We start from the raw sequence: 24,992 nt of genomic DNA on the forward strand, positions 1-24,992 counted from the left end.
GCAACTACTTCTGGGGGAGCTTCGGCTCCCCTTGTAGTTTCCGGGATTTGACCTTCAAACGCTTATGGCGCAATGCCTTTAGCTTGTTCCTACACCATCCCCTGACTAAATGCTAGAATCCCCGCCCATCATGCGGTCATTCTTCGTTATGGCCGAACATTCCTTCAAACAGTGCATCCCATGCTGAAGAAGTTGTTCCAGTCATTCCGTTCTCCCTTGCGTCGAACGCAACACAAACGCAGCACGCCTGAAGTGCTCAATAGCAGCCAGCATTCGCTGCAGCGCGCTCAATTCAGCCGTTATGCAGTGAACATCGTCGAACGTTTGCAGAACGCCGGCTACCAGGCCTACCTGGTGGGTGGCTGCGTACGCGACATGTTGCTCAACATCACGCCCAAGGATTTCGACGTCGCCACCAGTGCTACGCCTGAACAAGTGCGCGCCGAGTTTCGTAATGCACGAATCATCGGTCGGCGCTTCAAGCTGGTGCATATCCACTTTGGTCGCGAAATCATCGAGGTCGCAACGTTCCGCGCCGGTCACCCGCAAAACGATGACGAGGAGGACACTAACCAGTCTTCCCGTAACGAGAGCGGGCGCATCCTGCGCGATAACGTGTATGGCACGCTGGAAGAGGACGCGCAACGTCGCGACTTCACCATCAATGCCTTGTATTACGACCCGGTCAGCGAGCGTATTCTCGATTACGCCAACGGCGTACACGACATTCGCAACAACCTGATCCGCCTGATCGGCGATCCGACGCAGCGCTACCAGGAAGACCCGGTGCGCATGCTGCGCGCGGTGCGATTCGCGGCCAAGCTCAACTTCGGCATCGAAAAGCACACCGCCGCGCCGATTCGCGAACTGGCGCCGATGCTGCGGGAAATCCCCTCGGCACGCCTGTTTGAAGAAGTGCTCAAGCTGTTCCTTTCGGGTTACGCCGCCGACACCTTTGAAATGCTGGTGGACCTGCAGTTGTTCGACCCCCTGTTCCCGGCCAGCGCCGAGGCCTTGGAGTACAACCCAACGTACACCCACACCTTGATCAGCGAAGCCTTGATCAACACCGACCTGCGCATCAAGCAGAACAAGCCGGTGACCCCGGCGTTCCTGTTTGCCGCCTTGTTGTGGCCGGCCCTGCCCAAACGCGTACTGCGCCTGCAGGACCGTGGCATGCCGCCGATCCCGGCCATGCAGGAAGCGGCTCACGAGCTGATCGCCGAACAGTGCCAACGCATCGCCATCCCCAAACGTTTCACCATGCCGATCCGCGAAATCTGGGACATGCAGGAGCGCCTGCCACGCCGCAGCGGCAAGCGCGCCGATCTGTTGCTGGACAACCCGCGCTTCCGTGCCGGCTACGACTTCCTGCTGCTACGTGAAAGCGCGGGCGAGCAGACCGATGGCCTGGGCGAATGGTGGACCGATTATCAGGACGCCAATGACAGCCAGCGCCGCGAAATGATTCGTGAGCTGGGCAGCAAAGGCGATAGCGCCGGCGAAGGGCCGAAAAAGCGTCGCCGCAGCGGCACCAAGCGTAAACGCAGCAGTGCCGATGCCTCGGGCGCTGCGGGCGAATAAACGTGGAACGTATCTACATCGGCATGGGCAGCAACCTGGCTGCCCCACAGCAACAATTGCGCAGCGCGATCGAGGCGCTGGCGCAACTGCCTGGCACCCACCTCGCCGGTGTGTCCGCTTTCTACCAAAGCGACTCATTGCTTCCAGGCCAGCCGCGCTACACCAACGCCGTTGCGGCGCTGGACAGTCACCTGGCGCCATTGGACCTGCTCGATGCGCTGCAAGCCATCGAGAACGATCAGGGCCGAGAACGCCTGGAACGCTGGGGCCCGCGCACCTTGGACCTGGATATCCTGCTGTTCGGTGATCGCCTGATCGACGAGCCGCGCCTCAAGGTGCCGCACTACCAGATGCATCTGCGCGCGTTTGTGCTGTATCCGTTGGCTGAGTTGGCGCCAGCCGGTATGCAGTTGCCTGACGGACAAAGCCTCAGCAGCCTGCTTGAGGCCTGCCCATTCGTCGGCCTGGAACGCCTCCCTCTGTAGGAGCGAGCTTGCTCGCGAAAATCGCCAACGATAACGCGCCCAGCCTGATTAAACGCGGCGCCTATGGTTTCTTCGCGAGCAAGCTCGCTCCTACAATCGCGTCAGTAACAGCGGTAACACCGCCATCGTAACAATGCGGTAACACATCCAATTGACTTCCCGTGTCCTCCTCACGACTATAGGCGTCCCGCTGCCGCCAACCCGGCGCGACAGGGCGCAATCCAGGCCTTATAAGCACTGCTTTCAAGACAGTGCGCCTGTATAAACGAAGACTCACGCGCGTTACTCGCTGTTTCCAAGCGCCTGAACGAGGACCCTTTCATGCCAGACATTACCCTGACCACCTTGCAGAGCCTCAAGCTCAAAGGTGAAAAAATCACCATGCTGACCTGCTATGACGCCACTTTCGCCCACGCCAGCTGCCAGGCTGGAGTCGAAGTGCTGCTGGTGGGCGATTCCTTGGGCATGGTTCTTCAAGGGAATGACAGCACGCTGCCCGTGACCACCGATGAACTCGCCTACCACACCGCCAGCGTCAAGCGCGGCAACGATGGCGCCTTGATCATTGCCGACCTGCCGTTCATGGGTTACGCCACCCTTGAGCAAACCTTCCTGAACGCCGGCAAACTGATGCAGGCCGGCGCGCACATGGTCAAAGTCGAAGGTGCCGTGTGGCTGGCCGAGTCGATCCGGCTGCTGGCCGAGCGCGGCGTGCCAGTGTGCGCGCACATGGGCCTGACGCCGCAGTCGGTCAATATCCTCGGTGGCTACAAGGTCCAGGGCCGCAATGAAGCCCAGGCCCGCCAGATGCGCGCCGATGCCATCGCCTTGGAACAGGCCGGTGCAGCGATGATTCTGCTGGAGTGCGTGCCTAGCGAACTGGCTGCCGAAATCACCCAGGCCGTCAAAGTGCCCGTGATCGGGATTGGCGCCGGTTCCGCCACCGACGGCCAGGTGCTTGTCCTGCACGATATGCTCGGCCTGTCGATAACCGGCCACGTGCCCAAGTTCGTGAAGAACTTCATGGCCGGCCAGGACAGCATCCACGCCGCCCTGAGCGCCTACGTCAGCGAAGTCAAAAACGTGACGTTCCCAGGCGCTGAACACGGATTCTCGGCATGAACACCGTTAAAACCGTCCGCGAACTGCGGGCTGCCGTAACCCACGCCCGCAACGCCGGCAAGCGCATCGGCTTTGTGCCCACCATGGGTAACCTGCACAGCGGCCACGCCACCCTGGTGACCAAGGCCGCGCAGCAAGCGGATTTCGTGGTGGCGAGCATTTTCGTCAATCCGCTGCAATTCGGCGCTGGCGAAGACCTGGACAAATACCCGCGCACACTGGCCGCCGACCAGGAAAAGCTCCTGCAGGCCGGCTGCAACCTGCTGTTTGCGCCCACGGTCGAGGAAATGTACCCCGATGGCATGAACGGCCAGACCCGCGTCAGCGTGCCTCAGCTGTCCGAAGGCTTGTGCGGCGCCAGCCGCCCAGGGCACTTCGAAGGCGTGGCCACGGTGGTCAGCAAGCTGTTCAATATGGTCCAGCCGGACATGGCCGTATTTGGCCAGAAGGACTACCAGCAGTTGGCGGTGATCCGCGCCATGGTCCACGACCTGAACATGCCGATCCAGATCATCGGTGAGCCTACCGTGCGCGCCGAGGACGGCCTTGCGCTGTCATCGCGCAACGGTTACCTCACCGAGGAGCAACGTGCGGTCGCGCCGGTGCTGTACCGCGCGCTCAGCCAGATCGCCACGGCCATCAAAGGCGGTGATCATGATTTCGCCAAGCTTCGCGCCGAGCACATCCAGCAGATTGAAGCCGCAGGGCTGCGCATGGACTACCTGGAAGTGCGCCAAGGCGTACATCTGCGTCCGGCCACGGCTGAAGATCGTGATGTGGTGATCCTGGTCGCCGCTTATCTGGGGGCAACACGCCTCATCGATAACCTGCACCTGAACCTCGCCTGACGCCCGCTTTACCTCAACCTGTTGCCCCGACGGCTGTGCCGGTATAAAAAAGTACCGGCCACAGCGCAGACAAAGCCAAGACATATCCACACGCTAGGTTTAATGTAACTGCCCTGCGCTATGGTTAGCGCTGTCTGGAACCCAATCCTTGCGATAAGACTGGATGTTCCGGGCTTTGAAGTGTCCTAAAGGCAGTCCCCGTAATATAAAGGAAACCCGCAGCGATGGCGTACTACCGCACCCCTCATGACGTTACCGCGCTGCCCGCCTGGCAAGCGCTTGTTCAACATCGCCAAGCCATGCAGGATTTCAGCATGCGCGAGGCGTTCAATGCCGATCCTCAGCGTTTTTCCCAGTTCACCTTGAGCAGCTGCGGACTTTTCCTCGATTACTCAAAAAACCTGATCACCAGCGAAACCCGCGACCTGTTGGTGGGCCTGGCCAAGGAAGTCAATCTCAAGGCGGCGATCGACGCGCAGTACGCTGGCGAACCGGTCAACTCCTCCGAGGGCCGCCCTGCCCTGCACACCGCCCTGCGCCGCCCGGTGGGCGACAAGCTGTCGGTCAACGGCGTGAACATCATGCCGGACGTGCACAAAGTGCTGAACCAGATCACTGACCTGGTCGGCCGTATCCACGACGGCCTGTGGCGCGGCTACACCGAGAAGCCGATCACCGACGTGGTGAACATCGGTATCGGTGGCTCGTTCCTCGGCCCGGAACTGGTCTCCGAGGCCTTGCTGTCCTACGCCCATAAAGGCGTGCGTTGCCACTACCTGGCGAACATCGACGGCAGCGAGTTCCATGAACTGACCATGAAGCTGCGCGCCGAGACCACGCTGTTTATCGTCTCGTCCAAATCCTTCAACACCCTGGAAACCCTGAAAAACGCCCAGGCCGCCCGCGCCTGGTACTTGGCCCAGGGGGGTTCGGAAGCCGAGCTGTATCGCCACTTCATCGCCGTCTCGAGCAACAATGCCGCAGCCGTGGCCTTCGGTATTCGTGAAGAAAACATCTTCCCTATGTGGGACTGGGTCGGTGGGCGCTACTCGCTGTGGTCTGCCATCGGCTTGCCAATTGCCCTGGCTATCGGCATGTCCAACTTCAAGGAACTGCTGTCGGGTGCCTACACCATGGACCAGCACTTCCTGAACGCGCCGTTCGAAGCCAACATGCCCGTGCTGCTGGGCTTGCTGGGCGTGTGGTACGGCAACTTCTGGGGTGCGCAGAGCCATGCGATCCTGCCGTACGACCATTACCTGCGTAACATCACCAAGCATTTGCAGCAGCTGGACATGGAATCCAATGGCAAGAGCGTGCGCCAGGACGGTACACCAGTGTCTACCGATACCGGCCCGGTGATCTGGGGCGGCGTAGGCTGCAACGGCCAGCACGCTTACCACCAGTTGCTGCACCAAGGGACTCAACTGATCCCGGCCGACTTCATCGTGCCGATCGTCAGTTTCAACCCCGTGTCCGACCACCATCAGTGGCTGTACGCCAACTGCCTGTCCCAGAGCCAGGCGCTGATGCTCGGCAAGACCCGCAGCGAGGCCGAAGCCGAGCTGCGTGAGAAGGGCCTGCCGGAAGGCGAAGTACAGAAGCTGGCACCGCACAAGGTGATCCCGGGTAACCGTCCGAGCAACACCCTGGTGGTCGAGCGCATCAGCCCGCGCCGCCTGGGCGCGCTGGTGGCGATGTATGAACACAAGGTGTTCGTGCAGAGCGTGGTGTGGGGCATCAATGCCTTCGACCAATGGGGCGTTGAACTGGGCAAGGAGCTGGGTAAAGGCGTGTACAACCGCCTGACCGGCGCCGAAGAAACCTTGGCCGAAGATGCTTCGACCCAGGGCCTGATCAACTACTTCCGCGGTCGTCACCGCGGCTGAAGGCGTTCATTCAAGGCCAACGTCCGTTTGGACGTTGGCCTTGAACCCTCAAGCCTCAGGGTGCATCTTTATTACTTGTCGCAAAAACAAGAATAAGGAGCGCTCATGTTCGATATCAGCACCTTTCCCAGCGCCAACGCCGTCCGCCGGGCTGCGCAACTCAGTCAAGAGGACTACCAGCGCCTCTATCGCCAATCCATCGACCAGCCAGACACCTTCTGGGCCGAACAGGCCAAGGGCTTTCTCGACTGGATAAAACCCTGGCACAGCGTCCAGCAGTCAGACATTCACACCGGTGCCGCCCAATGGTTTACCGGTGGCCAGTTGAACGTCAGCTACAACTGCATCGACCGTCACCTGGCGCAACGCGCCGATCAGCCGGCCTTCATCTGGGAAGGCGACGATCCGTCAAAATCCTGCACGATTACTTACCGTCAACTGCATCAAAACGTCAGCCGCTTGGCCAATGTGTTGAAAAGCCGTGGCGTGAACAAAGGTGATCGCGTGTGCATCTACATGCCCATGATCGCCGAAGCGGCCTACGCCATGCTGGCCTGCACGCGAATTGGCGCGGTGCACTCGGTGGTCTTCGGCGGCTTTTCCCCTGACGCCCTGCGCGACCGCATTCTCGACGCTGATTGCCGCACTGTGATCACCGCCGACGAGGGCGTACGCGGTGGCAAGCCCGTGGCGTTGAAACAGAACGTCGACAAAGCGCTGGCCAGTTGTCCGAACGTCAGCACGGTACTGGTGGTGGAGCGCACCGGGGCGAGCGTGAATTGGCACGAGGGCCGCGACCTCAAGTACCAAGCTGCCCTGGACGCCGCCAGCGACAACTGCCCACCCGAGCCGATGGACGCTGAAGACCCGCTGTTCATCCTCTATACCTCCGGCAGCACCGGCAAACCCAAAGGCGTGTTGCACACCACCGCTGGCTACCTGCTGCAAGCGGCGATGACCTTCAAGTACGTGCTCGATTACCAAGAAGGCGAAGTGTTCTGGTGCACCGCCGACGTGGGCTGGGTCACCGGACACAGCTATATCGTCTATGGCCCGCTGGCCAATGGCGCCACCTCGCTGATGTTCGAAGGCGTGCCGAGTTATCCGGACAGTTCGCGCTTCTGGCAGGTCATCGATAAACATCAGGTGAATATTTTCTACACCGCGCCCACCGCCCTGCGCGCCCTGATGCGAGAAGGCCACGGTCCGCTGCAGAGTACATCCCGCGCCAGCCTGCGCCTGCTGGGCAGCGTGGGTGAGCCGATCAACCCGGAAGCCTGGGACTGGTATTTCAACGCCGTCGGCGAACAGCGCTGCCCGATTGTCGATACCTGGTGGCAGACCGAAACCGGCGGCATCATGCTCAGCCCGCTGGTCAGCGCCCAGCGCATCAAACCGGGCTGCGCGACACAGCCCATGTTCGGCGTACAACCGGTGTTGCTCGATGAACAGGGCAAGGAAATCAGTGGCGCCGGCAGTGGCGTCCTGGCGATCAAGGCCAGCTGGCCGGGGCAGATTCGCAGCGTCTACGGCGACCCGCAGCGCATGATCGACACCTACTTCAAGCCCTACCCCGGCTACTACTTCACCGGGGATGGCGCACGGCGCGATGAAGACGGCGACTACTGGATCACCGGGCGGATCGACGATGTGATCAACGTGTCCGGCCATCGCATCGGCACCGCCGAGGTGGAAAGTGCCCTGGTGCTGCATGATCAGGTCGCCGAAGCCGCCGTTGTGGGCTACCCCCACGACGTCAAGGGCCAGGGCATCTACGCTTTTGTCACCCCCATGAATGGCGTCGAACCCAGCGACGCGTTGAAACAGCACCTGCTGGAGTTGGTCAGCAAGGAGATTGGCAGCTTCGCCAAACCGGAATTGATCCAATGGGCCCCTGCCCTGCCGAAAACCCGCTCCGGCAAGATCATGCGGCGCATCTTGCGCAAGATCGCCTGCAACGAACTGGACAGCCTGGGCGACACCTCGACCCTGGCCGACCCCAGCGTGGTGGACGGTTTGATCGACAAACGCCTCAACCGATAGCGCCAGGATTATCCCCGGCCTGTGCAGGCCGGGGTTAGCTGTTAAACTTCGCGCCCCATTTTTCTTATTCATCTACAAGCAAGGCGCGCTCCATGACTCCCTTGAATCAGGCGCTGCGCGCCGCCCTCGATCACCGCCAAGACCTGATCAACACGCTGCACGCCCAGGGTACGGATTGCTACCGGCTGTTCCACGGCAGCCAGGAAGGCGCCGGTGGCTTGACCATCGACCGCTACGGTCCGCAATTGCTGGTACAAAGCTTCCACCAGTCCCTGGAAACGGCAGACCTGCTGGACCTGCACCAACTGATCAACCAATACATGGGCCTGGAATTGTTGTTGGTGTACAACGACCGTGCCCGCGGCAACTCACGCATCGACCGCGAAGACACGGTGTACCGCGCCGAGCCTGGCGCACTGGCAGACCTGGTCGGCCACGAGTGGGGCCTCAACTACCGTGTGCGTGGGCGCCACGCCGGGCAAGACCCACTGCTGTTCCTCGACCTGCGTAACACCCGGGGCTGGGTCAAGGACCACAGCGCCGGCAAAAGCGTGCTGAACCTGTTCGCCTACACCTGTGGCGTGGGTTTGAGCGCGGCAGCGGGCGGCGCACGCGAGGTGTGCAACCTGGATTTTGCCGAGGGCAACCTGGCAGTGGGGCGTGAAAACGGCCAGCTCAACCCGCAGTTGCCGAGCATGGAGTTTGTACAGTCCGATTACTTCCCGGCCATTCGCCAACTGGCGGGCCTGCCGATCACCCAGCGTCGCGGGCAGAAACTGCCGAGCTATCCACGTCTGGAGCAACGCCAGTACGACCTGGTACTGCTCGATCCTCCCGCCTGGGCCAAGAGCGCTTTCGGCACTGTCGACCTGTTGCGCGACTATCAAAGCCTGCTCAAACCCGCACTGCTGGCCACCGCCGACAATGGCGTGCTGATTTGTTGCAACAACCTGGCAAAGGTCAGCATGGAGGACTGGCGTGAGCAGGTGCTGCGCTGCGCAGAAAAAGCCGGGCGCCCGGTGCGCGAATGGCAGGTTATGACACCTGGAGCCGACTTTCCCTCCAGAGACCAACAACCTCCGTTGAAGACTCTGATCCTGCACTTGTAGGAAGTTTCCCAGCGCCCACGGTTCTTCGGAACCGAATTCCCGTGCCATACTCCAAGGCACTCTCGTTCGACATAGATGGCGTTCACCCATGCCCAAAGGATTGATCCGCGCCGTAGGCGCCTTGTTGACCGCCCTTGCTTTGTATAGCTTGCTGGGCTTTCTGATATTACCCGGCATCGCCCTTCGCATTGCCAACCAACAGTTGGCCAATTACGCCACGGTGCCGTCGCGAATCGAGCGCATCGAGCTCAACCCCTTCAGCCTGGAACTGACGCTGTGGGGCCTGAAGATCGGTGAGCCAGGCAAAGAGCAAGTAGGTTTCGAACGCCTCTACGCCAACCTGCAGATCGACAGCCTCTGGACCCGCGCCCTGCACCTGGCCGACGTGCAACTGGACAAGCCCAAGACCGAACTGCTGTTCGACAAGTCCGGCCAACTGAACCTGGCGCAGTTGTTCAAACTACCTCCGAGCGAGCCAACCCCGGCCGATCCCGATGCCAAGCCGTTCCCACTGCGTATCGACAGCATCAAGCTGGCCGGTGGTAACCTGCATTTCCAGGACCTGCGCCCCAGCGAGCCCATCGAATTCCTCTACGACGAACTCGACTTCGAGCTGAAAAACCTCAGCACCTTACCTGACGACAATGCCGACATGACCCTGGTCGCCGCCGGCCCGGAAGGTGGCCAGATCGACTGGAAAGGCAACTTCAGCCTGGTACCGATCACCTCCGAAGGCACCTTGAAGGTTACCGACGGCAAGATGAAAGCCTGGTGGCCATATGTACGTGACGCCCTGCCACTGGTGCTGGAAGACGGGGTGCTCAACTTCAGCACTGACTACAAATTCAGCCTGGCCAAAAAAACCGAGCTGAACCTGACCAACACCGCCGCCAGCATCGCCCCCTTTGCTATCAAGGCCCCCGATGGCCGGCCACTGGCACGCCTGGAACGCCTGGACGTCAGCGAAACCACGGTAGACCTGGCCAAGCAGCAGGTAATTGTCGGCAAGATCCGCAGCAACAAGCTGGAAACCTGGGCCGCCCGTGAGGCCGATGGTCAACTGGACTGGCAGAAGCTGTTCGCCAGCCAACCGAGCAAACCGGCCAAGGCTCCGGAACCAGCCGCTGCCGACGCGCCTTCGGCACAACCGGCAGCCCCGAGCAAGCCGTGGCAAGTGCTGCTCAAGGATGTGCAACTGCGTAACTATCAGGTGCACCTGGCCGACCGCCAGGCTAAACCTGCGGTCGCGCTGGAACTGGGCCCGTTGAATGTCGACGTACAGAACTTCGACAGCCTCAACCAGAGCCCCTTTGCCTTGAAGGTCGACACCGGCCTGGGTAAGCAAGGCAAGATCCAGGCAACCGGCGAGGTTAACCTCAACCCGGTCAGCGCCAAGCTGAAAGTGAACACCCAGGACATCGACCTGCGTGTCGCCCAGGCCTATATCAGCCCGTTTATCCGTCTGGAATTGCGCAGCGGCATGCTGGGCAGCAACCTGGACGTGAACCTCAAAAGCACCGAGCCACTGACCCTCCAGGTCACTGGCCGCGCTCAGGTTGACCAGCTGCATACCCTGGACACCCTGAAGACCCGCGACTTCCTCAAGTGGCAGCGCCTGGTGCTGGAAGGCGTGAACTACCAGCACGGCCAGAGCCTGTCGATCGACAAGGTCAACCTGTTGCAGCCGTATGCGCGCTTCATGATCAACGATGACCGCACCACTAACATTGACGACCTGCTGATTGCGCAGCCGGCCGGCAGTGGCAGCAAGTCGGCAGCCAAACCTGGCGCCAGTAACGAGAAGCCCCTGGGCATTCATATCGGGCAGATCGCAATCAACGACGGTTCGGCCAACTTTGCCGACTTCAGCCTCACGCCCAACTTTGCCACCGCGATTCAACAGCTCAACGGCCAGATTGGCACCATCGACAGTCGCCAGGCCAAACCGGCCAGCGTCGACATCAAGGGTAAGGTGGACCGTTACGCACCAGTGACCATCAAAGGCAGCGTGAACCCGTTTGATCCGATGGCCGCGCTGGACATCGCCACCAGCTTCAAGCGTGTCGAACTGACCAACCTGACACCTTACTCAGGTAAATTCGCAGGCTTCCGCATCCGCAAGGGCCGCCTGAATCTCGATTTGCATTACGTGATCACCAAAGGCCAATTGAAGGCTGAAAACAAAGTGGTGGTCGAGCAACTGCAACTGGGTGAAAAAGTCGACAGCTCCGATGCCGTGGACTTACCGATTCGCCTGGCTGTCGCCCTGCTCAAGGACTCCGACGGCAAGATCTCCATCGAACTGCCGGTGAGCGGTGACCTGAACAACCCGCAATTCAGCGTGATGCCGATTGTGTGGCAAACCCTGCGTAACCTTGTGGTGCGCGCCGCAACCGCACCCTTCAAGTTCATTGGCGGGCTGGTCACCGGTGGCGGTTCTGAAGACTTGGGCAACGTGTCGTTCGCCGCAGGCTCCAGTGAGCTGAGCAAAGACGCCGAAGGCGCTCTGAACACTCTGGCCAAGGCGCTGAAAGAACGCCCTGCCCTGCGCCTGGAAATTGAAGGCACAGCCGCCGCCAGCAGCGACGGGCCGTTCCTGGCCGCACAGCGACTGGAACGTGAATACCAATACAACTATTACAAGATCCTCCAGCGCCGTGGCGACAAAGTCCCGGCCCAGGCCTCGTTGCTTGAGGTGCCGGAGAAGGAAAAAGCACCATTGCTGGAAGGCATCTACCGCACCCGCCTCAAACAGCAACCCCCGGCCGAATGGAAAGACCTGGGCAGCGATGAGCGCTCGGCGAAGCTCAAGGACGGTGTGATCAAGTTCTGGAGTGGCAGTGACGTGCTACTGCGCCAGTTGGGGCAGGACCGAGCCAGCACTATCAAGGATTACCTGGTAGACAAGGGCCAGCTGGAAGATGAGCGCGTGTACTTCATCGATGCGCAACTGGGGCAGGCCGAGAAAGATGGCCGCGTGATCACTCCCATGCACTTGGATGCTGAGTAACCGACAGCTAGCGCAGCACTACAACTCTCTGTAGGAGCGAGCTTGCTCGCGAAAAACGCCAACGATAACGCGGGCGTCCTGAATGAACGCAGCGTCTGCGAGTTCTTCGCGAGCAAGCTCGCTCCTACACCGGACTTGGGGCTTGAACCCTCTCATTTTTTATTCGGTCTTGTGCCTGAAATAGAACAGGCCCCGACACAAGTGCAGGGGCCTGTAATGACCACATCCGTGTGGTCGGTCGCATGAACTCCAGAGGTGCATCAGGTGGATATCTAACTCACCCTAAGCCGCCGCTATTCAGTTCAAACGAAACGTCTAGCGTTACTCTGCTTTCAGGCCATCGGCCGATACAGCTTTAACGCCTTTGATCTTCTTGGTGATCGCTACAGCCGTTTCTTTCTGCGAAGCGGTCACAGCGGTAGGCGAGGACAGGGATACAACACCTTTGTTGGTTTCAACCTTGATGTCGGTGCCAGGAATGCCTTTTTCAGTTACCAGGTCAGCCTTCACTTTGGTAGTGATCCAGGTATCACTGGTGGTCTCTTTAGCGTCGTGGGCAGCGCCTTTGGTTTTGTCGATGCCGTCAGCTTTGGTAGCACCGCCAGCCAGCAGGCCGTCAGCAGAAACCGCAGTCACACCTTTGATTTTCTTGGTAATGGCTACAGCAGTAGCTTTCTGCGAATCCGAGACTGCTACGTCGGAGGACAGGGAAACCACACCTTTGTTGGTCTCAACCTTGATGTCCGAACCCGGAATGCCTTTTTCGGTCAGCAGGTCAGCTTTGACTTTAGTGGTGATCCAAGTATCCGAAACGCTTTCCTTAGCCTTGGTCGCTTCACCGGCCGCCAAAGTCATAGGGGCTTGGGAAGTCTGAGCAAAGGCTACGTTAGCACCCATGGCCAGGGTCAGAGCGGTAGCAGTAGCGAGAGCGAACTTCTTCATACGAGTAACTCCTGTTTTATTAAAAGTCTGCAGGCGTAAACCTTCATGCTGCAGCGCTACCAGGGATATTGCAGGCAGTGTGCCAAGTCGCCGCACAGATTAAATCCCTTAATAAACAATAAGTTATGAAAACCATACATTTTCGGAATCGTGCAACTTGCATGAAGCCCATCGTGTCTGCATGCAAGTTGCGGCTTTTGGGCGGCGCTAAACAGCTGATTCTGCTTCATTTTCTCGCGCCCATAAAAAAGGACTCCGAAGAGTCCTTTTTTCAGCGTAAAGCCTGCGGGTGATTAAACGCCCGATGCCTTGGCTGCTGCTACGTCCTTGATGGACAGTTTGATACGGCCGCGGTTGTCCACGTCCAGTACCAGCACTTCCACTTCCTGGCCTTCTTTCAGAATGTCGGTCACTTTCTCAACGCGAGCATCGCTCAGCATGGAGATGTGAACCAGACCGTCTTTGCCCGGGAGGATGTTGACGAACGCGCCGAAGTCGACGATACGCTCAACCTTGCCGACGTAGATCTTGCCGATTTCGGCTTCAGCAGTGATACCCAGGACGCGCTGGCGTGCTGCTTCAGCCGCTTCCTTGGTTTCGCCGAAGATCTTGATCGAACCGTCGTCTTCGATGTCGATCGAAGCCTTGGTTTCTTCACAGATCGCACGGATGGTCGCGCCGCCTTTACCGATAACATCACGGATTTTGTCGGTGTCGATTTTCATCGCGATCATGGTCGGAGCATTTTCCGACAGTTCGGTGCGGGACTGACCAATGATCTGGTTCATCTGGCCGAGGATGTTCAGGCGCGCTTCCAGGGCTTGGCCCAGGGCGATTTCCATGATCTCTTCGGTGATGCCTTTGATCTTGATGTCCATCTGCAGCGCGGTCACACCTTTGGCGGTACCGGCTACTTTGAAGTCCATGTCGCCCAGGTGATCTTCGTCGCCCAGGATGTCGGTCAGGATGGCGAACTTCTCGCCTTCTTTAACCAGGCCCATGGCGATACCGGCAACCGGTGCCTTCATTGGCACACCGGCGTCCATCAGTGCCAGGGAAGCACCGCAAACGGAAGCCATGGAGCTGGAACCGTTGGACTCGGTGATTTCCGACACAACGCGAATGGTGTATGGGAACACGTCGGCAGCCGGCAGCATCGCGGCAATCGAACGACGGGCCAGACGACCGTGACCGATTTCGCGACGACCCGCACCACCCATACGACCACACTCACCCACCGAGAACGGAGGGAAGTTGTAGTGCAGCATGAAGGGGTCTTTTTTCTCGCCTTCCAGGGTGTCCAGCAGCTGTGCGTCACGGGCAGTACCCAGGGTCGCAACAACCAGGGCCTGGGTTTCGCCACGGGTGAACAGTGCCGAACCGTGGGTCTTCGGCAGAACGCCGACTTCGATGTTCAGCGGACGCACGGTGCGGGTGTCGCGACCGTCGATACGTGGCTTGCCGTTAACGATGTTTTCGCGAACGGTGCGGTATTCGATTTCACCGAATGCAGCTTTGACGTCGCTGGCCGAAGGCTGGCCTTCTTCACCGGACAGCTTGGCGACAACCTGATCCTTCAGCTCGCCCAGGCGAGCGTAACGGTCGGCCTTGACGGTGATGGTGTAGGCGTCGGAAATGGCAGCGCCGAACTCGGAGCGGATAGCGCCCAGCAGTTCGGTGGCTTCCGGGGCAGCAGCCCAGGTCCAGGTTGGTTTGGCAGCTTCGGCAGCCAGTTCTTTAACAGCGTTGATCACGACCTGGAACTCGTCGTGAGCAAACAGTACGGCGCCCAGCATCTGGTCTTCGGTCAGCTCTTTGGCTTCCGATTCAACCATCAATACGGCTTCCGAGGTGCCGGCAACGACCATGTCCAGGCTCGATGCTTTCTGTTGCTCGTAAGTCGGGTTCAGCAGGTAGCCGGTGCTTTCGTGGAACGCAACGCGGGCAGCACCGATCGGGCCATCGAAAGGAATGCCGGAGATGGCCAGGGCAGCCGAGGTACCGATCATCGCAGCGATATCCGGATCGGTCTTCTTGCTGGTGGAAACGACGGTGCAGACAACCTGCACTTCGTTCATGAAGCCTTCTGGGAACAGCGGACGGATCGGACGGTCGATCAGTCGGGAAGTCAGGGTTTCTTTCTCGGAGGGACGGCCTTCGCGCTTGAAGAAACCGCCAGGGATCTTACCGGCAGCGTAAGTCTTTTCCTGGTAGTGAACGGACAGAGGGAAGAAGCCCTTGCTCGGGTCAGCGGTCTTGGCGCCAACAACGGTCACCAATACGGTCACGTCGTCGTCAACGGTAACCAGCACTGCGCCGGAGGCTTGACGGGCGATACGGCCTGTCTCGAGGGTAACGGTCGACTGACCGAACTGGAATTTTTTGATAACCGGGTTCACGGTGTCCTACCTTCTTTGTGGCTCTTGGGGAACTTGTCTTCTTGCGAAATTCTTGGGCAATGCCGGGAATCGGCCCGACGCTCGTCCAGGGTAAAACGTGTATCCAGATAAAACTTGAGGCTGGGAGCCTACCACGGGCCAACGGGAATCCCGATGACACGCGGTAGACAACCAACCTCTAGCGCAATCGCTTATTAGCGACGCAGACCCAGGCGACCGATCAGAGCCTGATAACGACCCAGATCCTTGCCTTTCAGGTAGTCCAGCAGCTTACGGCGCTGGTTTACCATGCGGATCAGACCACGACGGGAGTGGTGGTCTTTACCGTTGGCCTTGAAGTGACCTTGCAGCTTGTTGATGTTGTGGGTCAGCAGTGCAACTTGCACTTCTGGCGAACCAGTGTCACCAACAGCTTGCTGATAGTCAGCTACGATTTGTGCTTTTTCTTGAACGTCGAGAGCCATGAGGCAATCCTTTTTTTCAGGAAACCACCCAAAGGGTGATCTCAATAGGCCGAGGGCATACCCCCGTATCTATAAATGAGAAGTGACCATGCCTATTAACAGCCACCCTCGTTCGGTCATTCTGACCGAATCAGTCGACGTGGCGCGATGCGCCCGTCTTCGCTCACTTCACCGATACCGATAAAGCGACCGTTATGATCCTGTACCCGCACCATGCCGAACTTCGGGGCATCCGGGGCGCGTACCGGCTGGCCGTTGAGCCAGTAGAACGCGCTGTGCTCCGAGAAGTGCAGCAGCGGCCAATCGAGCAAACCGCTGTCCGATGGCATGAGAAAGCGATCAACCGCTTCATTGCCGCCTTCGGCATGTACCGCTTCCAACTCTTCCAGCGTCACCGTCTGGGCCAGGCTGAAAGGGCCGGCCTGGGTGCGTCGCAGTTCTGCAACGTACGCGCCGCAACCGAGCTTTTCACCAATATCTTCCACCAGGGTACGGATATAGGTGCCTTTGCTGCAGTCCACGGCCAAACGGGCAGTGTCGCCTTCACAAGCGAGCAATTCCAAGCGCGCAATAGTAACAGAACGCGGTTCGCGCTCCACTACTTCGCCCGCACGTGCCAGCTTGTAAAGTGGCTGGCCATCGCGCTTGAGTGCCGAGTACATCGGCGGTATCTGACTGATTTGCCCACGAAAAGCGGGTAAAGCAGCTTCGATATCCGCACGACCAACGGTCACGTCTCGAACCTGCAAAACATCACCTTCGGCATCCGCCGTGGTGGTTGTCTTGCCCAGTTGCATCAGGGTTTCGTAACCCTTGTCGGAATCAAGCAGGTATTGCGAAAACTTGGTGGCCTCGCCAAAGCACAACGGCAATACACCGGTGGCCAATGGATCAAGGCTGCCGGTATGCCCGGCCTTCTCGGCATTGAGCAGCCAGCGAACCTTCTGCAACGCGGCATTGGAGGTAAAGCCAATGGGTTTGTCGAGCAGAATGATGCCACTGACGTTGCGACGGATACGTTTGACCTGAGCCACCGCTTACTCCTTGGCGTCTTCAGGTGTGGACGGATGCTGGCTGTCTTCAGCCACGGCGCGTTCGATCAGGGCCGACAGGTGCGCGCCACGCACGACGCTTTCGTCGTAGTGGAAGTGCAACTGCGGAACGCTGCGCAGCTTCATTTCACGGGCCAACTGCATACGCAAAAAGCCTGCGGCGGAGTTGAGCACCTTGATGCTTTGCGCGATTTCTTCGCTGTTGTCCTGCCCCATCACGGTGATGAAGATCTTGGCGTGACCCACGTCACGGCTCACTTCAACGGCGGTAATGGTGACCAGGCCAACACGTGGGTCTTTGACTTCGCGGCGGATCAGTTGGGCCAGCTCACGCTGCATCTGATCGCCGATACGCTGGGTACGGCTGTATTCTTTTGCCATGTCTTGTTACCTGTTACTGCCACACGGAGAAACCCGTGGGGTCTGAAAGCGGCAAACGCCCGGCCTGACAAAAGCCAGACCGGGCGTTGCGTTTAGAGTCCGTACGCTGCGTGGGGCATTTGCATGCCCACACGCGGCGTGGCTCCGGAAGTGCGCGAGTTAGAGGCTGCGAGCAACCTGAACCTTCTCGTAGACTTCGATCTTGTCGCCAGGCTTGACGTCGTTGTAGCTCTTGACGCCGATACCGCATTCCATGCCAGCACGTACTTCGGAAGCGTCATCCTTGAAGCGGCGCAGGGATTCCAGCTCGCCTTCGAAGATAACGATGTCTTCACGCAGCACACGGATTGGACGGTTACGGTACACAGTACCTTCGATAACCATGCAACCGGCGATCGCGCCGAATTTCGGCGAGCGGAACACGTCACGCACCTCGGCGATACCCAGGATGTTCTCCCGGACGTCGCTGCCAAGCATGCCGGTAAGGGCCTTCTTGACGTCTTCAATGATGTCGTAGATGACGTTGTAGTAACGCATGTCCAGGCCTTCCTGCTCGACGATCTTGCGAGCGCCGGCATCGGCACGCACGTTGAAGCCGAACAGTACAGCGTTGGAAGCCAGTGCCAGGTTGGCGTCAGATTCGGTGATACCACCGACACCGCCACCGACAACGCGCACTTGCACTTCGTCGTTACCCAGGCCGTTCAAGGCGCCGTTCAACGCTTCGAGGGAACCACGTACGTCAGATTTGAGGACGATATTGAGCGTCTTCTTCTCTGCCTGGCCCATGTTCTCGAAGATGTTTTCCAGCTTGCCGGCGTGAGCACGAGCCAGTTTGACTTCGCGGAACTTGCCTTGACGGAACAGAGCCACTTCACGGGCTTTCTTCTCGTCGGCAACCACGCTCATCTCGTCGCCAGCGTCCGGGGTACCGTCCAGGCCGAGGATCTCGACAGGGATGGAAGGACCGGCTTCCTTGATTGGCTTGCCGTTCTCGTCGAGCATGGCACGTACACGGCCATAGTTCGAACCGACCAGCACCATGTCGCCTTGGCGCAGGGTACCGTCTTGAACCAGTACGGTTGCAACCGGGCCACGGCCTTTGTCGAGTCGCGATTCAACCACAACACCGCGGCCTGGAGCCGATGGAGTTGCCTTGAGTTCGAGTACTTCAGCTTGCAGCAAGACCGCTTCGAGCAGTTCGTCCACGCCAGTACCGACTTTCGCCGAGACCGAAACGAACGGCGTATCACCGCCCCACTCTTCGGAGGTCACGCCGTGAACCGACAGTTCGCTACGGATGCGATCGAGATCGGCGCCCGGCTTGTCGATCTTGTTCACTGCAACAACCAGTGGAACACCAGCTGCCTTGGCGTGCTGGACAGCTTCAATGGTCTGCGGCATCACGCCGTCGTCCGCTGCAACAACCAGGATCACGATGTCAGTCGCCTTGGCACCACGGGCACGCATAGCGGTAAACGCGGCGTGACCTGGAGTGTCGAGGAAGGTGACCATGCCGCGCTCGGTTTCAACGTGGTACGCACCGATGTGCTGGGTGATACCGCCGGCTTCGCCAGCAGCTACCTTGGCACGACGGATGTAGTCGAGCAGCGATGTCTTACCATGGTCAACGTGGCCCATTACGGTCACAACTGGCGCACGGGAGAACGTCTCACCTTCAAACTTCAGGGACTCGGCCAGGGAATCTTCCAGGGCGGTGTCGCTGACCAGGGTCACTTTGTGGCCCAACTCCTCAGCCACAAGCTGAGCAGTTTCCTGATCAAGCACCTGGTTGATGGTCGCTGGAGTACCCAGTTTGAACATGAACTTGATGATTTCAGCAGCCTTGACCGACATCTGATTGGCGAGATCGCCAACAGTGATGGTCTCGCCGATCTGCACATCACGCACGACAGGGCCGGTTGGGCTCTGGAAACCGTGGGCGTTGCGCTTCTTCAGCTTGGCCTTGCCGCGACCACCACGACGGAAGCCATCGCTTTCTTCGTCGGTGGTACGTGGGGCAACGCGCGGCGCAGGCGCTTTCTCTTTGACCGAGGCGCGGTGCGGAGCGTTTTTACGCTCGCCATCGCCACCACCACCGCGACGATTGTTATCGTCAGCACGTGGTTTGTCCGGACGACGAGGCTCGTCGCGCTTGCGGGCGTCTGCTGCAGGAGCAGGTGCGGCGGCAGCCGGGGCAGCCTCACGCACAGCCTCAACAGGGGCGGCGACCGCGTCAGTGGCAGCAGGTTGCGCAGCAGCAGGCTGGCGACGCGCTTCTTCTTCGGCGCGACGCTTGGCTTCTTCTTCAGCCTTCTGACGTGCAGCGTTTTCTACTGCGCGACGTTCTTCCAGCTCGCGTTTGCGCTCGGCTTCGATTTCTTCCGGGCTGCGCTGTACGAAGACTTTCTTCTTGCGTACTTCAACGCTGATGCTCTTGCTACCCGCAACCCGCAGGGTGCTGGTGGTTTTGCGCTGCAATGTAATCTTGCGCGGTTCTTCCACTTTCGCCTTGTGGCTGCTCTTCAAGTGAGTCAGCAAAGACTGCTTCTCACTATCGCTCACACCTTCATCGGCGGCGGTGTGCGGCAGACCTGCCTCACGCATCTGCTGCAACAGGCGCTCTACCGGTGTTTTGACCTCATCGGCCAGTTGTTTCACCGTGACTTGCGTCATGCACTTCTCTCCTCAGGCCGCGCCTAATTACTCGAACCAATGGGCTCGGGCGGCCATGATCAACTTGCCGGCACGATCATCGTCAATGCCGTCGATGTCGAGCAGATCGTCAATAGACTGCTCGGCCAGGTCTTCGCGGGTAATTACGCCGCGCACCGCCAGTTCCATCGCCAAATCCTTGTCCATACCCTCAAGCGAGAGCAGGTCTTCGGCCGGATGGGCGTCTGCCAGCTTTTCCTCAGTAGCGATGGCTTTAGTCAACAAACGATCCTTGGCCCGAGCGCGAAGCTCGTTGACGGTGTCTTCGTCAAAGCCGTCGATGTTGAGCATTTCTTCCAACGGTACGTAGGCAATCTCTTCCAGGCTGGTGAAGCCTTCATCTACCAGTACCTGTGCCAGGTCTTCATCGACTTCCAACTCTTCGATGAAGTTGCGCAGGATGTCACCGGTTTCAGCTTGCTGCTTAGCCTGGATGTCCGATTCGGTCATCACGTTCAGGGTCCAACCGGTCAGTTGGCTGGCCAGACGCACGTTCTGACCACCACGACCAATGGCCTGAGCCAGATTGTCTGCGCCAACGGCGATGTCCATTGCATGGGCATCTTCGTCAACGATAATTGCCGCCACTTCAGCTGGCGACATGGCGTTGATCACGAACTGCGCCGGGTTATCGTCCCACAGGACGATGTCCACACGCTCACCGCCCAATTCGCCCGACACTGCCTGCACGCGCGAACCGCGCATACCGATGCAAGCGCCTTGCGGGTCGATGCGTTTGTCCTTGGAGCGGACCGCGATCTTGGCACGCGAACCCGGGTCACGGGACGCAGCCATCACTTCGATCAGGCCTTCGGCGATTTCCGGCACTTCGATACGGAACAGCTCGATCAGCATTTCCGGCGCGGTACGCGACAGGATCAACTGCGGGCCGCGGTTCTCGGTGCGGATTTCCTTGAGCAGCGCACGCAGACGCACGCCGACACGGAAGGTTTCGCGAGAGATGATGTCTTCGCGAGCCAGCAACGCTTCGGCGTTGTTGCCCAGGTCGACGATCACGTTATCGCGGGTAACTTTCTTCACGGTGCCAGAGATGATTTCACCCAGGCGTTCGCGATAGGCGTCAACGACTTGAGCGCGCTCGGCTTCGCGAACCTTCTGCACGATGACCTGCTTGGCGGTCTGTGCAGCAATACGGCCGAATTCGATCGACTCGATCTTTTCTTCGACAACATCGCCAACCTGAGCGCCCGGATGCGTTTGCGCAACCTTGCTTGGCCAGGTTTCGATGGCCGGATCATCAAGATCGTCCTCTTCGACCACCGTCCAACGACGGAAAGTCTCATAGGCACCGGTGTGGCGGTTGATTTCCACACGCAGATCTACTTCGTCTTCAAAACGTTTCTTGGTAGCAGTGGCCAGGGCCAGCTCCAACGCTTCAAAAATCACGCTTGCCGGTACACCCTTTTCATTGGATACCGACTCAACAACCAGCAGTACTTCTTTGCTCATCGTACGCCTCGCCTTTCGCAAGCCATTGGATCCGCGGGATCCGCGTCTCAGTCAAAACTGGGAATAATGTTGGCCTTGTCGATCATATCGATCGGCAACAGGAACTCGTGGTCTTCTACCTGCACCACGACATCCTGCTCTTCTACACCGCGCAGAAGGCCCTGAAAGTTGCGTCGCCCTTCAAAGGGGGAGCGCAGCTTGATCTTCACTTGTTCACCGGCATATTTAGCAAACTGCTCGATAGTGAACAGTGGGCGTTCCATGCCTGGCGAGGAAACTTCAAGGGTGTATTCAACGGAGATCGGATCTTCAACATCCAGCACACCGCTGATCTGACGGCTGACAATGGCACAATCGTCTACCAGCACGCCGCCCTCTTTATCGATATAAACGCGCAACATTGAGTGGCGACCTTGAGCCGAAAACTCAATACCCCAGCATTCATAGCCTAGGGCCACGACCACCGGGGCCAACAAGGCCTGCAACTCTTCTAGCTTGCTCGACACCTGAACCCCCTCGTGCATGTATGTGCATGCTGTGCAAAATAAAAAAATGGGCGAAACGCCCATCCTTGAAACGCCGTCGAACAGCGGCGTTGAAAGTGTCCAGCTAACAAAAAGCCCCTTAAAAGGGGCTCCGCTAAAACTGGTTGCGGGGGCCGGATTTGAACCGACGACCTTCGGGTTATGAGCCCGACGAGCTACCAGACTGCTCCACCCCGCGACAAAGCTGGGGCGGAAGTATACGACCGATCCCTTACAGGGTCAATGTAACCTTCCACCTACAAGAAAGCCCGCAACAGCGGGCTCTCCTGATAATTGGTACCGAGAAGGGGACTCGAACCCCTACACCCTATGGGCACAACCACCTCAAGGTTGCGTGTCTACCAATTCCACCACCTCGGCAATACAGCGTTTACAACCCTTCTTACTTTTGCTCTTGAGCTGGAGGTACGTCAGTCGCTGGAGTAGCCGACTTTTGCTCTTGAAGCACCGGGACATCATCAGAAGCCGGTTTTGCTTTTGGAACTTCCAATACCGCTGGGTTTGGCAAACCTACTTGAGTCAGCACATGAGCTTTCTCTTTAGCAAAGTAACCTAACCCTAAGCTGGTTATGAAGAAACCTGCGGCAAGTATAGCAGTAAACTTACTAAGAAAGGTAGAGGAACCTTGGCTTCCGAACACAGTATTTGAAGCACCTGCACCGAAAGACGCACCAGCATCCGCACCTTTACCCTGTTGCAACAAAACCAGAGCAACTACGCTCAGGGCAGCCAACAGATGAAAAACGACTACGACTGTTTCCAGCATTTTTTCAGTTTCCCGCGGCGCGACAGATCGCACCGAACTCATCTGCATTCAGGGAAGCTCCACCAATGAGCCCCCCATCGATATCCGGCATGCCGAACAGTTCGACCGCATTGGCCGCCTTCACGCTGCCGCCGTATAGAAGCCGCACACCTTGTGCGACTTCAGAATTCTCTGCCGCCAACTGCGCGCGGATGGCTGCGTGCACATCCTGCGCCTGTTGCGGTGTAGCAGTCAGCCCGGTGCCAATGGCCCAGACCGGCTCGTAAGCAATGACCGCCTTTGCAAATGCACCAACACCCAGCTCCTCGATGATGCTGCCCAGCTGACGCGAGACAACTTCAAGAGTCTTGCCCGATTCGCGCTGCTCAAGGGTCTCCCCTATGCACAACACCGGAATCAAGCCACAAGCCTGTGCTGCGGCGAACTTGCGGTTGAGCATCCCATCCCGCTCGCCCATCATCTGGCGACGCTCGGAGTGCCCGACAAGCACATAGGAACAACCCGCATCAACCAGCTGACTCGGCGAAATCTCGCCGGTCAACGCACCTTGCATCGGCTCTACCGCAGAGTTCTGCGCGCCGACCTGAATCGACTTGCCTTTCAAGCCATCAACCACTTGGTTGATATGCAAGCAAGGCGGGAACACCGCGACGTCAACACCGCTAGGCAAGGCCAAGTGACGAAGGCCGTTGATCAGCTCAGCGACACTGGCGCGGGTACCGTGCATCTTCCAGTTACCAGCTACCATAGTGCGACGCATGCTGTACCCCGTCGGTCAAAGTGGGCGCAGATGTTACCCAACCACATCATCACTGGCAAGCCGAATTCAGGCGCAAACTTCAGTTACCAGTTTTGCCAGGTCTTCGGCATGGCCGCGAACCTGTGTTTCGTCCTCACCTTCGACCATCACGCGCACCAGCGGCTCTGTGCCGGACTTGCGCAGCAACACGCGCCCGCGCCCAGCCATTGCCTGGGTCACGCGCTCGCAAGCCTCTTTGACAGCAGGGTGCTCGATCGGGTTCTCGCCACCGGCAAAACGCACATTGAGCAGCACTTGCGGACACTTGCGCAGGGCTTGGCGCGCCTGGGCCAGGCTCTCCTCGCGGCGACGCAGGGCCAACAGCACCTGTAGCGCGGCGATGATAGCGTCACCCGTGGTGGTGTGCTGGAAGCAGACCACATGCCCGGAATTTTCACCACCAACCAACCAGTTACGCTCCAGCAGTTCGGCGATCACATAGCGGTCACCGACATTGGCGCGAATAAAGGGAATCCCCAGTTCTGCCAACGCCAATTCCAGCCCGAGATTACTCATCAGGGTGCCGACCACGCCACCTTGCAGCTTGTTACGCTCATGCAGGTCACGGGCAATGATGAACAACAGGTCATCACCATCCACGATCGTGCCGGTGTGATCCACCATCAGCACTCGGTCGCCATCGCCATCAAAAGCGATGCCCAGGTCCGCATGCTCAGCCAGCACTGCAGCCTGCAGCTGCTCCATGTGGGTGGAACCGCAGTTGTCGTTGATGTTCAAGCCGTTGGGCTGAGCCGACAGCACGGAGACCTGTGCGCCCAACTCCTTGAAGACGCTCGGCGCCACCTTGTAGGTCGCACCATGGGCGCAATCGACAACAATCTTCAAGCCTGCGAAATTGGTGCTGCTCGGAACGCTGCTTTTACAGAATTCGATATAGCGACCTGACGCGTCGTTAATGCGCGACACCTTGCCCAGCTTGCTGGACTCAACCACCGTCATCGGCGCATCCAGCAGTTCCTCGATCATCAACTCGATCTCGTCAGGCAGCTTGGTGCCCTGCCCCGAGAAAAACTTGATGCCGTTGTCATCATGAGGATTGTGGGAGGCGCTGATCACAATACCGGCTTCGGCGTGGAAGGTACGCGTCAGGTAAGCGATTGCCGGCGTGGGCATAGGGCCCAACAGCATCACATCGGCCCCGGCGGCGGACAATCCGGCCTCCAGCGCAGACTCAAACATGTAGCCCGAAATACGGGTGTCCTTGCCCACCAGGATGCGACATGCGCCCATGCTGCGGAACGCCATGCCTGCCGCCCAACCCAGCTTGAGCATGAAATCAGGGGTGATCGGAAATTCGCCGACCCGACCACGAATGCCGTCGGTGCCAAAATATTTTTTAGTCATAAGT

At 58.9% G+C, this 24,992-nt stretch carries 19 protein-coding genes and 2 tRNA genes; 8 read left to right on the plus strand and 13 right to left on the minus strand.

Translation table 11 applies throughout. From position 1 onward, the window contains the following. Positions 1-180: 180 nt before the first annotated feature. From BUE92_RS10190 to BUE92_RS10225, 8 genes are all read left to right on the plus strand, one after another. Positions 181-1,584 carry a polynucleotide adenylyltransferase PcnB gene (locus BUE92_RS10190; protein ID WP_073523487.1) on the plus strand — a complete coding sequence of 468 codons (1,404 nt, stop codon included), beginning with the start codon at positions 181-183 and terminating at the stop codon, positions 1,582-1,584. 2 nt (positions 1,585-1,586) lie between these two features. Next, on the plus strand, positions 1,587-2,069 hold the full coding sequence (gene folK, locus BUE92_RS10195) for a 2-amino-4-hydroxy-6-hydroxymethyldihydropteridine diphosphokinase (RefSeq protein WP_073523488.1): 483 nt from the start codon (positions 1,587-1,589) through the stop codon (positions 2,067-2,069). Positions 2,070-2,390: 321 nt separating this feature from the next. Then, positions 2,391-3,191: a 3-methyl-2-oxobutanoate hydroxymethyltransferase gene (gene panB / locus BUE92_RS10200; protein ID WP_073523490.1), complete on the plus strand. Its 801-nt coding sequence runs from the start codon at positions 2,391-2,393 to the stop codon at positions 3,189-3,191. Continuing rightward, complete coding sequence (gene panC, locus BUE92_RS10205; RefSeq protein WP_073523492.1) at positions 3,188-4,039, plus strand: pantoate--beta-alanine ligase; 852 nt, start codon at positions 3,188-3,190, stop codon at positions 4,037-4,039. The genes panB and panC overlap by 4 nt, the downstream gene beginning before the upstream one ends. Positions 4,040-4,263: 224 nt before the next feature. After that, positions 4,264-5,928, plus strand: a complete 1,665-nt coding sequence (gene pgi / locus BUE92_RS10210; RefSeq protein ID WP_073523493.1) for a glucose-6-phosphate isomerase — start codon at positions 4,264-4,266, stop codon at positions 5,926-5,928. A gap of 105 nt (positions 5,929-6,033) precedes the next feature. Further along, positions 6,034-7,971 carry an acetate--CoA ligase gene (gene acs / locus BUE92_RS10215; protein ID WP_073523494.1) on the plus strand — a complete coding sequence of 646 codons (1,938 nt, stop codon included), beginning with the start codon at positions 6,034-6,036 and terminating at the stop codon, positions 7,969-7,971. Positions 7,972-8,063: 92 nt separating this feature from the next. Continuing rightward, positions 8,064-9,080: a class I SAM-dependent rRNA methyltransferase gene (locus BUE92_RS10220; RefSeq protein ID WP_073523495.1), complete on the plus strand. Its 1,017-nt coding sequence runs from the start codon at positions 8,064-8,066 to the stop codon at positions 9,078-9,080. Positions 9,081-9,168: 88 nt separating this feature from the next. Then, positions 9,169-12,090, plus strand: coding sequence for a DUF748 domain-containing protein (locus BUE92_RS10225; protein WP_073523496.1), 2,922 nt, complete (start codon positions 9,169-9,171; stop codon positions 12,088-12,090). Positions 12,091-12,411: 321 nt separating this feature from the next. Here the strand turns inward: BUE92_RS10225 and BUE92_RS10235 are convergent, their stop codons facing one another. The 13 genes from BUE92_RS10235 to glmM form a co-directional block, all read right to left on the minus strand. Next, on the minus strand, positions 12,412-13,032 hold the full coding sequence (locus BUE92_RS10235) for a BON domain-containing protein (protein ID WP_014719949.1): 621 nt from the start codon (positions 13,030-13,032) through the stop codon (positions 12,412-12,414). A 293-nt stretch (positions 13,033-13,325) separates the two neighbouring features. Continuing rightward, complete coding sequence (gene pnp, locus BUE92_RS10240; protein WP_073523498.1) at positions 13,326-15,431, minus strand: polyribonucleotide nucleotidyltransferase; 2,106 nt, start codon at positions 15,429-15,431, stop codon at positions 13,326-13,328. Between the two features lie 194 nt (positions 15,432-15,625). Then, on the minus strand, positions 15,626-15,895 hold the full coding sequence (gene rpsO, locus BUE92_RS10245) for a 30S ribosomal protein S15 (RefSeq protein ID WP_003176135.1): 270 nt from the start codon (positions 15,893-15,895) through the stop codon (positions 15,626-15,628). A 116-nt stretch (positions 15,896-16,011) separates the two neighbouring features. Next, positions 16,012-16,929 (minus strand): tRNA pseudouridine(55) synthase TruB, encoded by a 918-nt coding sequence (gene truB, locus BUE92_RS10250; protein WP_014719950.1) that lies wholly within the window; start codon positions 16,927-16,929, stop codon positions 16,012-16,014. Between the two features lie 3 nt (positions 16,930-16,932). After that, complete coding sequence (gene rbfA / locus BUE92_RS10255) at positions 16,933-17,328, minus strand: 30S ribosome-binding factor RbfA (RefSeq protein ID WP_003176137.1); 396 nt, start codon at positions 17,326-17,328, stop codon at positions 16,933-16,935. Between the two features lie 159 nt (positions 17,329-17,487). Next, entirely contained in the window at positions 17,488-20,004 is a 2,517-nt protein-coding gene (gene infB, locus BUE92_RS10260; RefSeq protein WP_073523501.1) for a translation initiation factor IF-2, read from the minus strand. Between the two features lie 27 nt (positions 20,005-20,031). Beyond that, positions 20,032-21,513 carry a transcription termination factor NusA gene (gene nusA, locus BUE92_RS10265; RefSeq protein WP_073523503.1) on the minus strand — a complete coding sequence of 494 codons (1,482 nt, stop codon included), beginning with the start codon at positions 21,511-21,513 and terminating at the stop codon, positions 20,032-20,034. Positions 21,514-21,560: 47 nt separating this feature from the next. Then, a complete protein-coding gene (gene rimP, locus BUE92_RS10270) occupies positions 21,561-22,019 on the minus strand; it encodes a ribosome maturation factor RimP (RefSeq protein WP_032873230.1) in 459 nt (152 codons plus the stop codon). 140 nt (positions 22,020-22,159) lie between these two features. After that, positions 22,160-22,236, minus strand: a tRNA-Met gene (locus BUE92_RS10275). Between the two features lie 96 nt (positions 22,237-22,332). Beyond that, positions 22,333-22,418, minus strand: a tRNA-Leu gene (locus BUE92_RS10280). Positions 22,419-22,440: 22 nt separating this feature from the next. Continuing rightward, entirely contained in the window at positions 22,441-22,824 is a 384-nt protein-coding gene (secG, locus tag BUE92_RS10285; RefSeq protein WP_003194191.1) for a preprotein translocase subunit SecG, read from the minus strand. A 4-nt stretch (positions 22,825-22,828) separates the two neighbouring features. Beyond that, entirely contained in the window at positions 22,829-23,584 is a 756-nt protein-coding gene (gene tpiA, locus BUE92_RS10290; protein WP_073523505.1) for a triose-phosphate isomerase, read from the minus strand. Between the two features lie 66 nt (positions 23,585-23,650). After that, positions 23,651-24,988 carry a phosphoglucosamine mutase gene (glmM, locus tag BUE92_RS10295; protein ID WP_073523506.1) on the minus strand — a complete coding sequence of 446 codons (1,338 nt, stop codon included), beginning with the start codon at positions 24,986-24,988 and terminating at the stop codon, positions 23,651-23,653. Positions 24,989-24,992: the final 4 nt, after the last annotated feature.

Source organism: Pseudomonas fluorescens, assembly GCF_001902145.1.
In the GTDB taxonomy this organism is placed as follows: domain Bacteria; phylum Pseudomonadota; class Gammaproteobacteria; order Pseudomonadales; family Pseudomonadaceae; genus Aquipseudomonas; species Aquipseudomonas fluorescens_BV.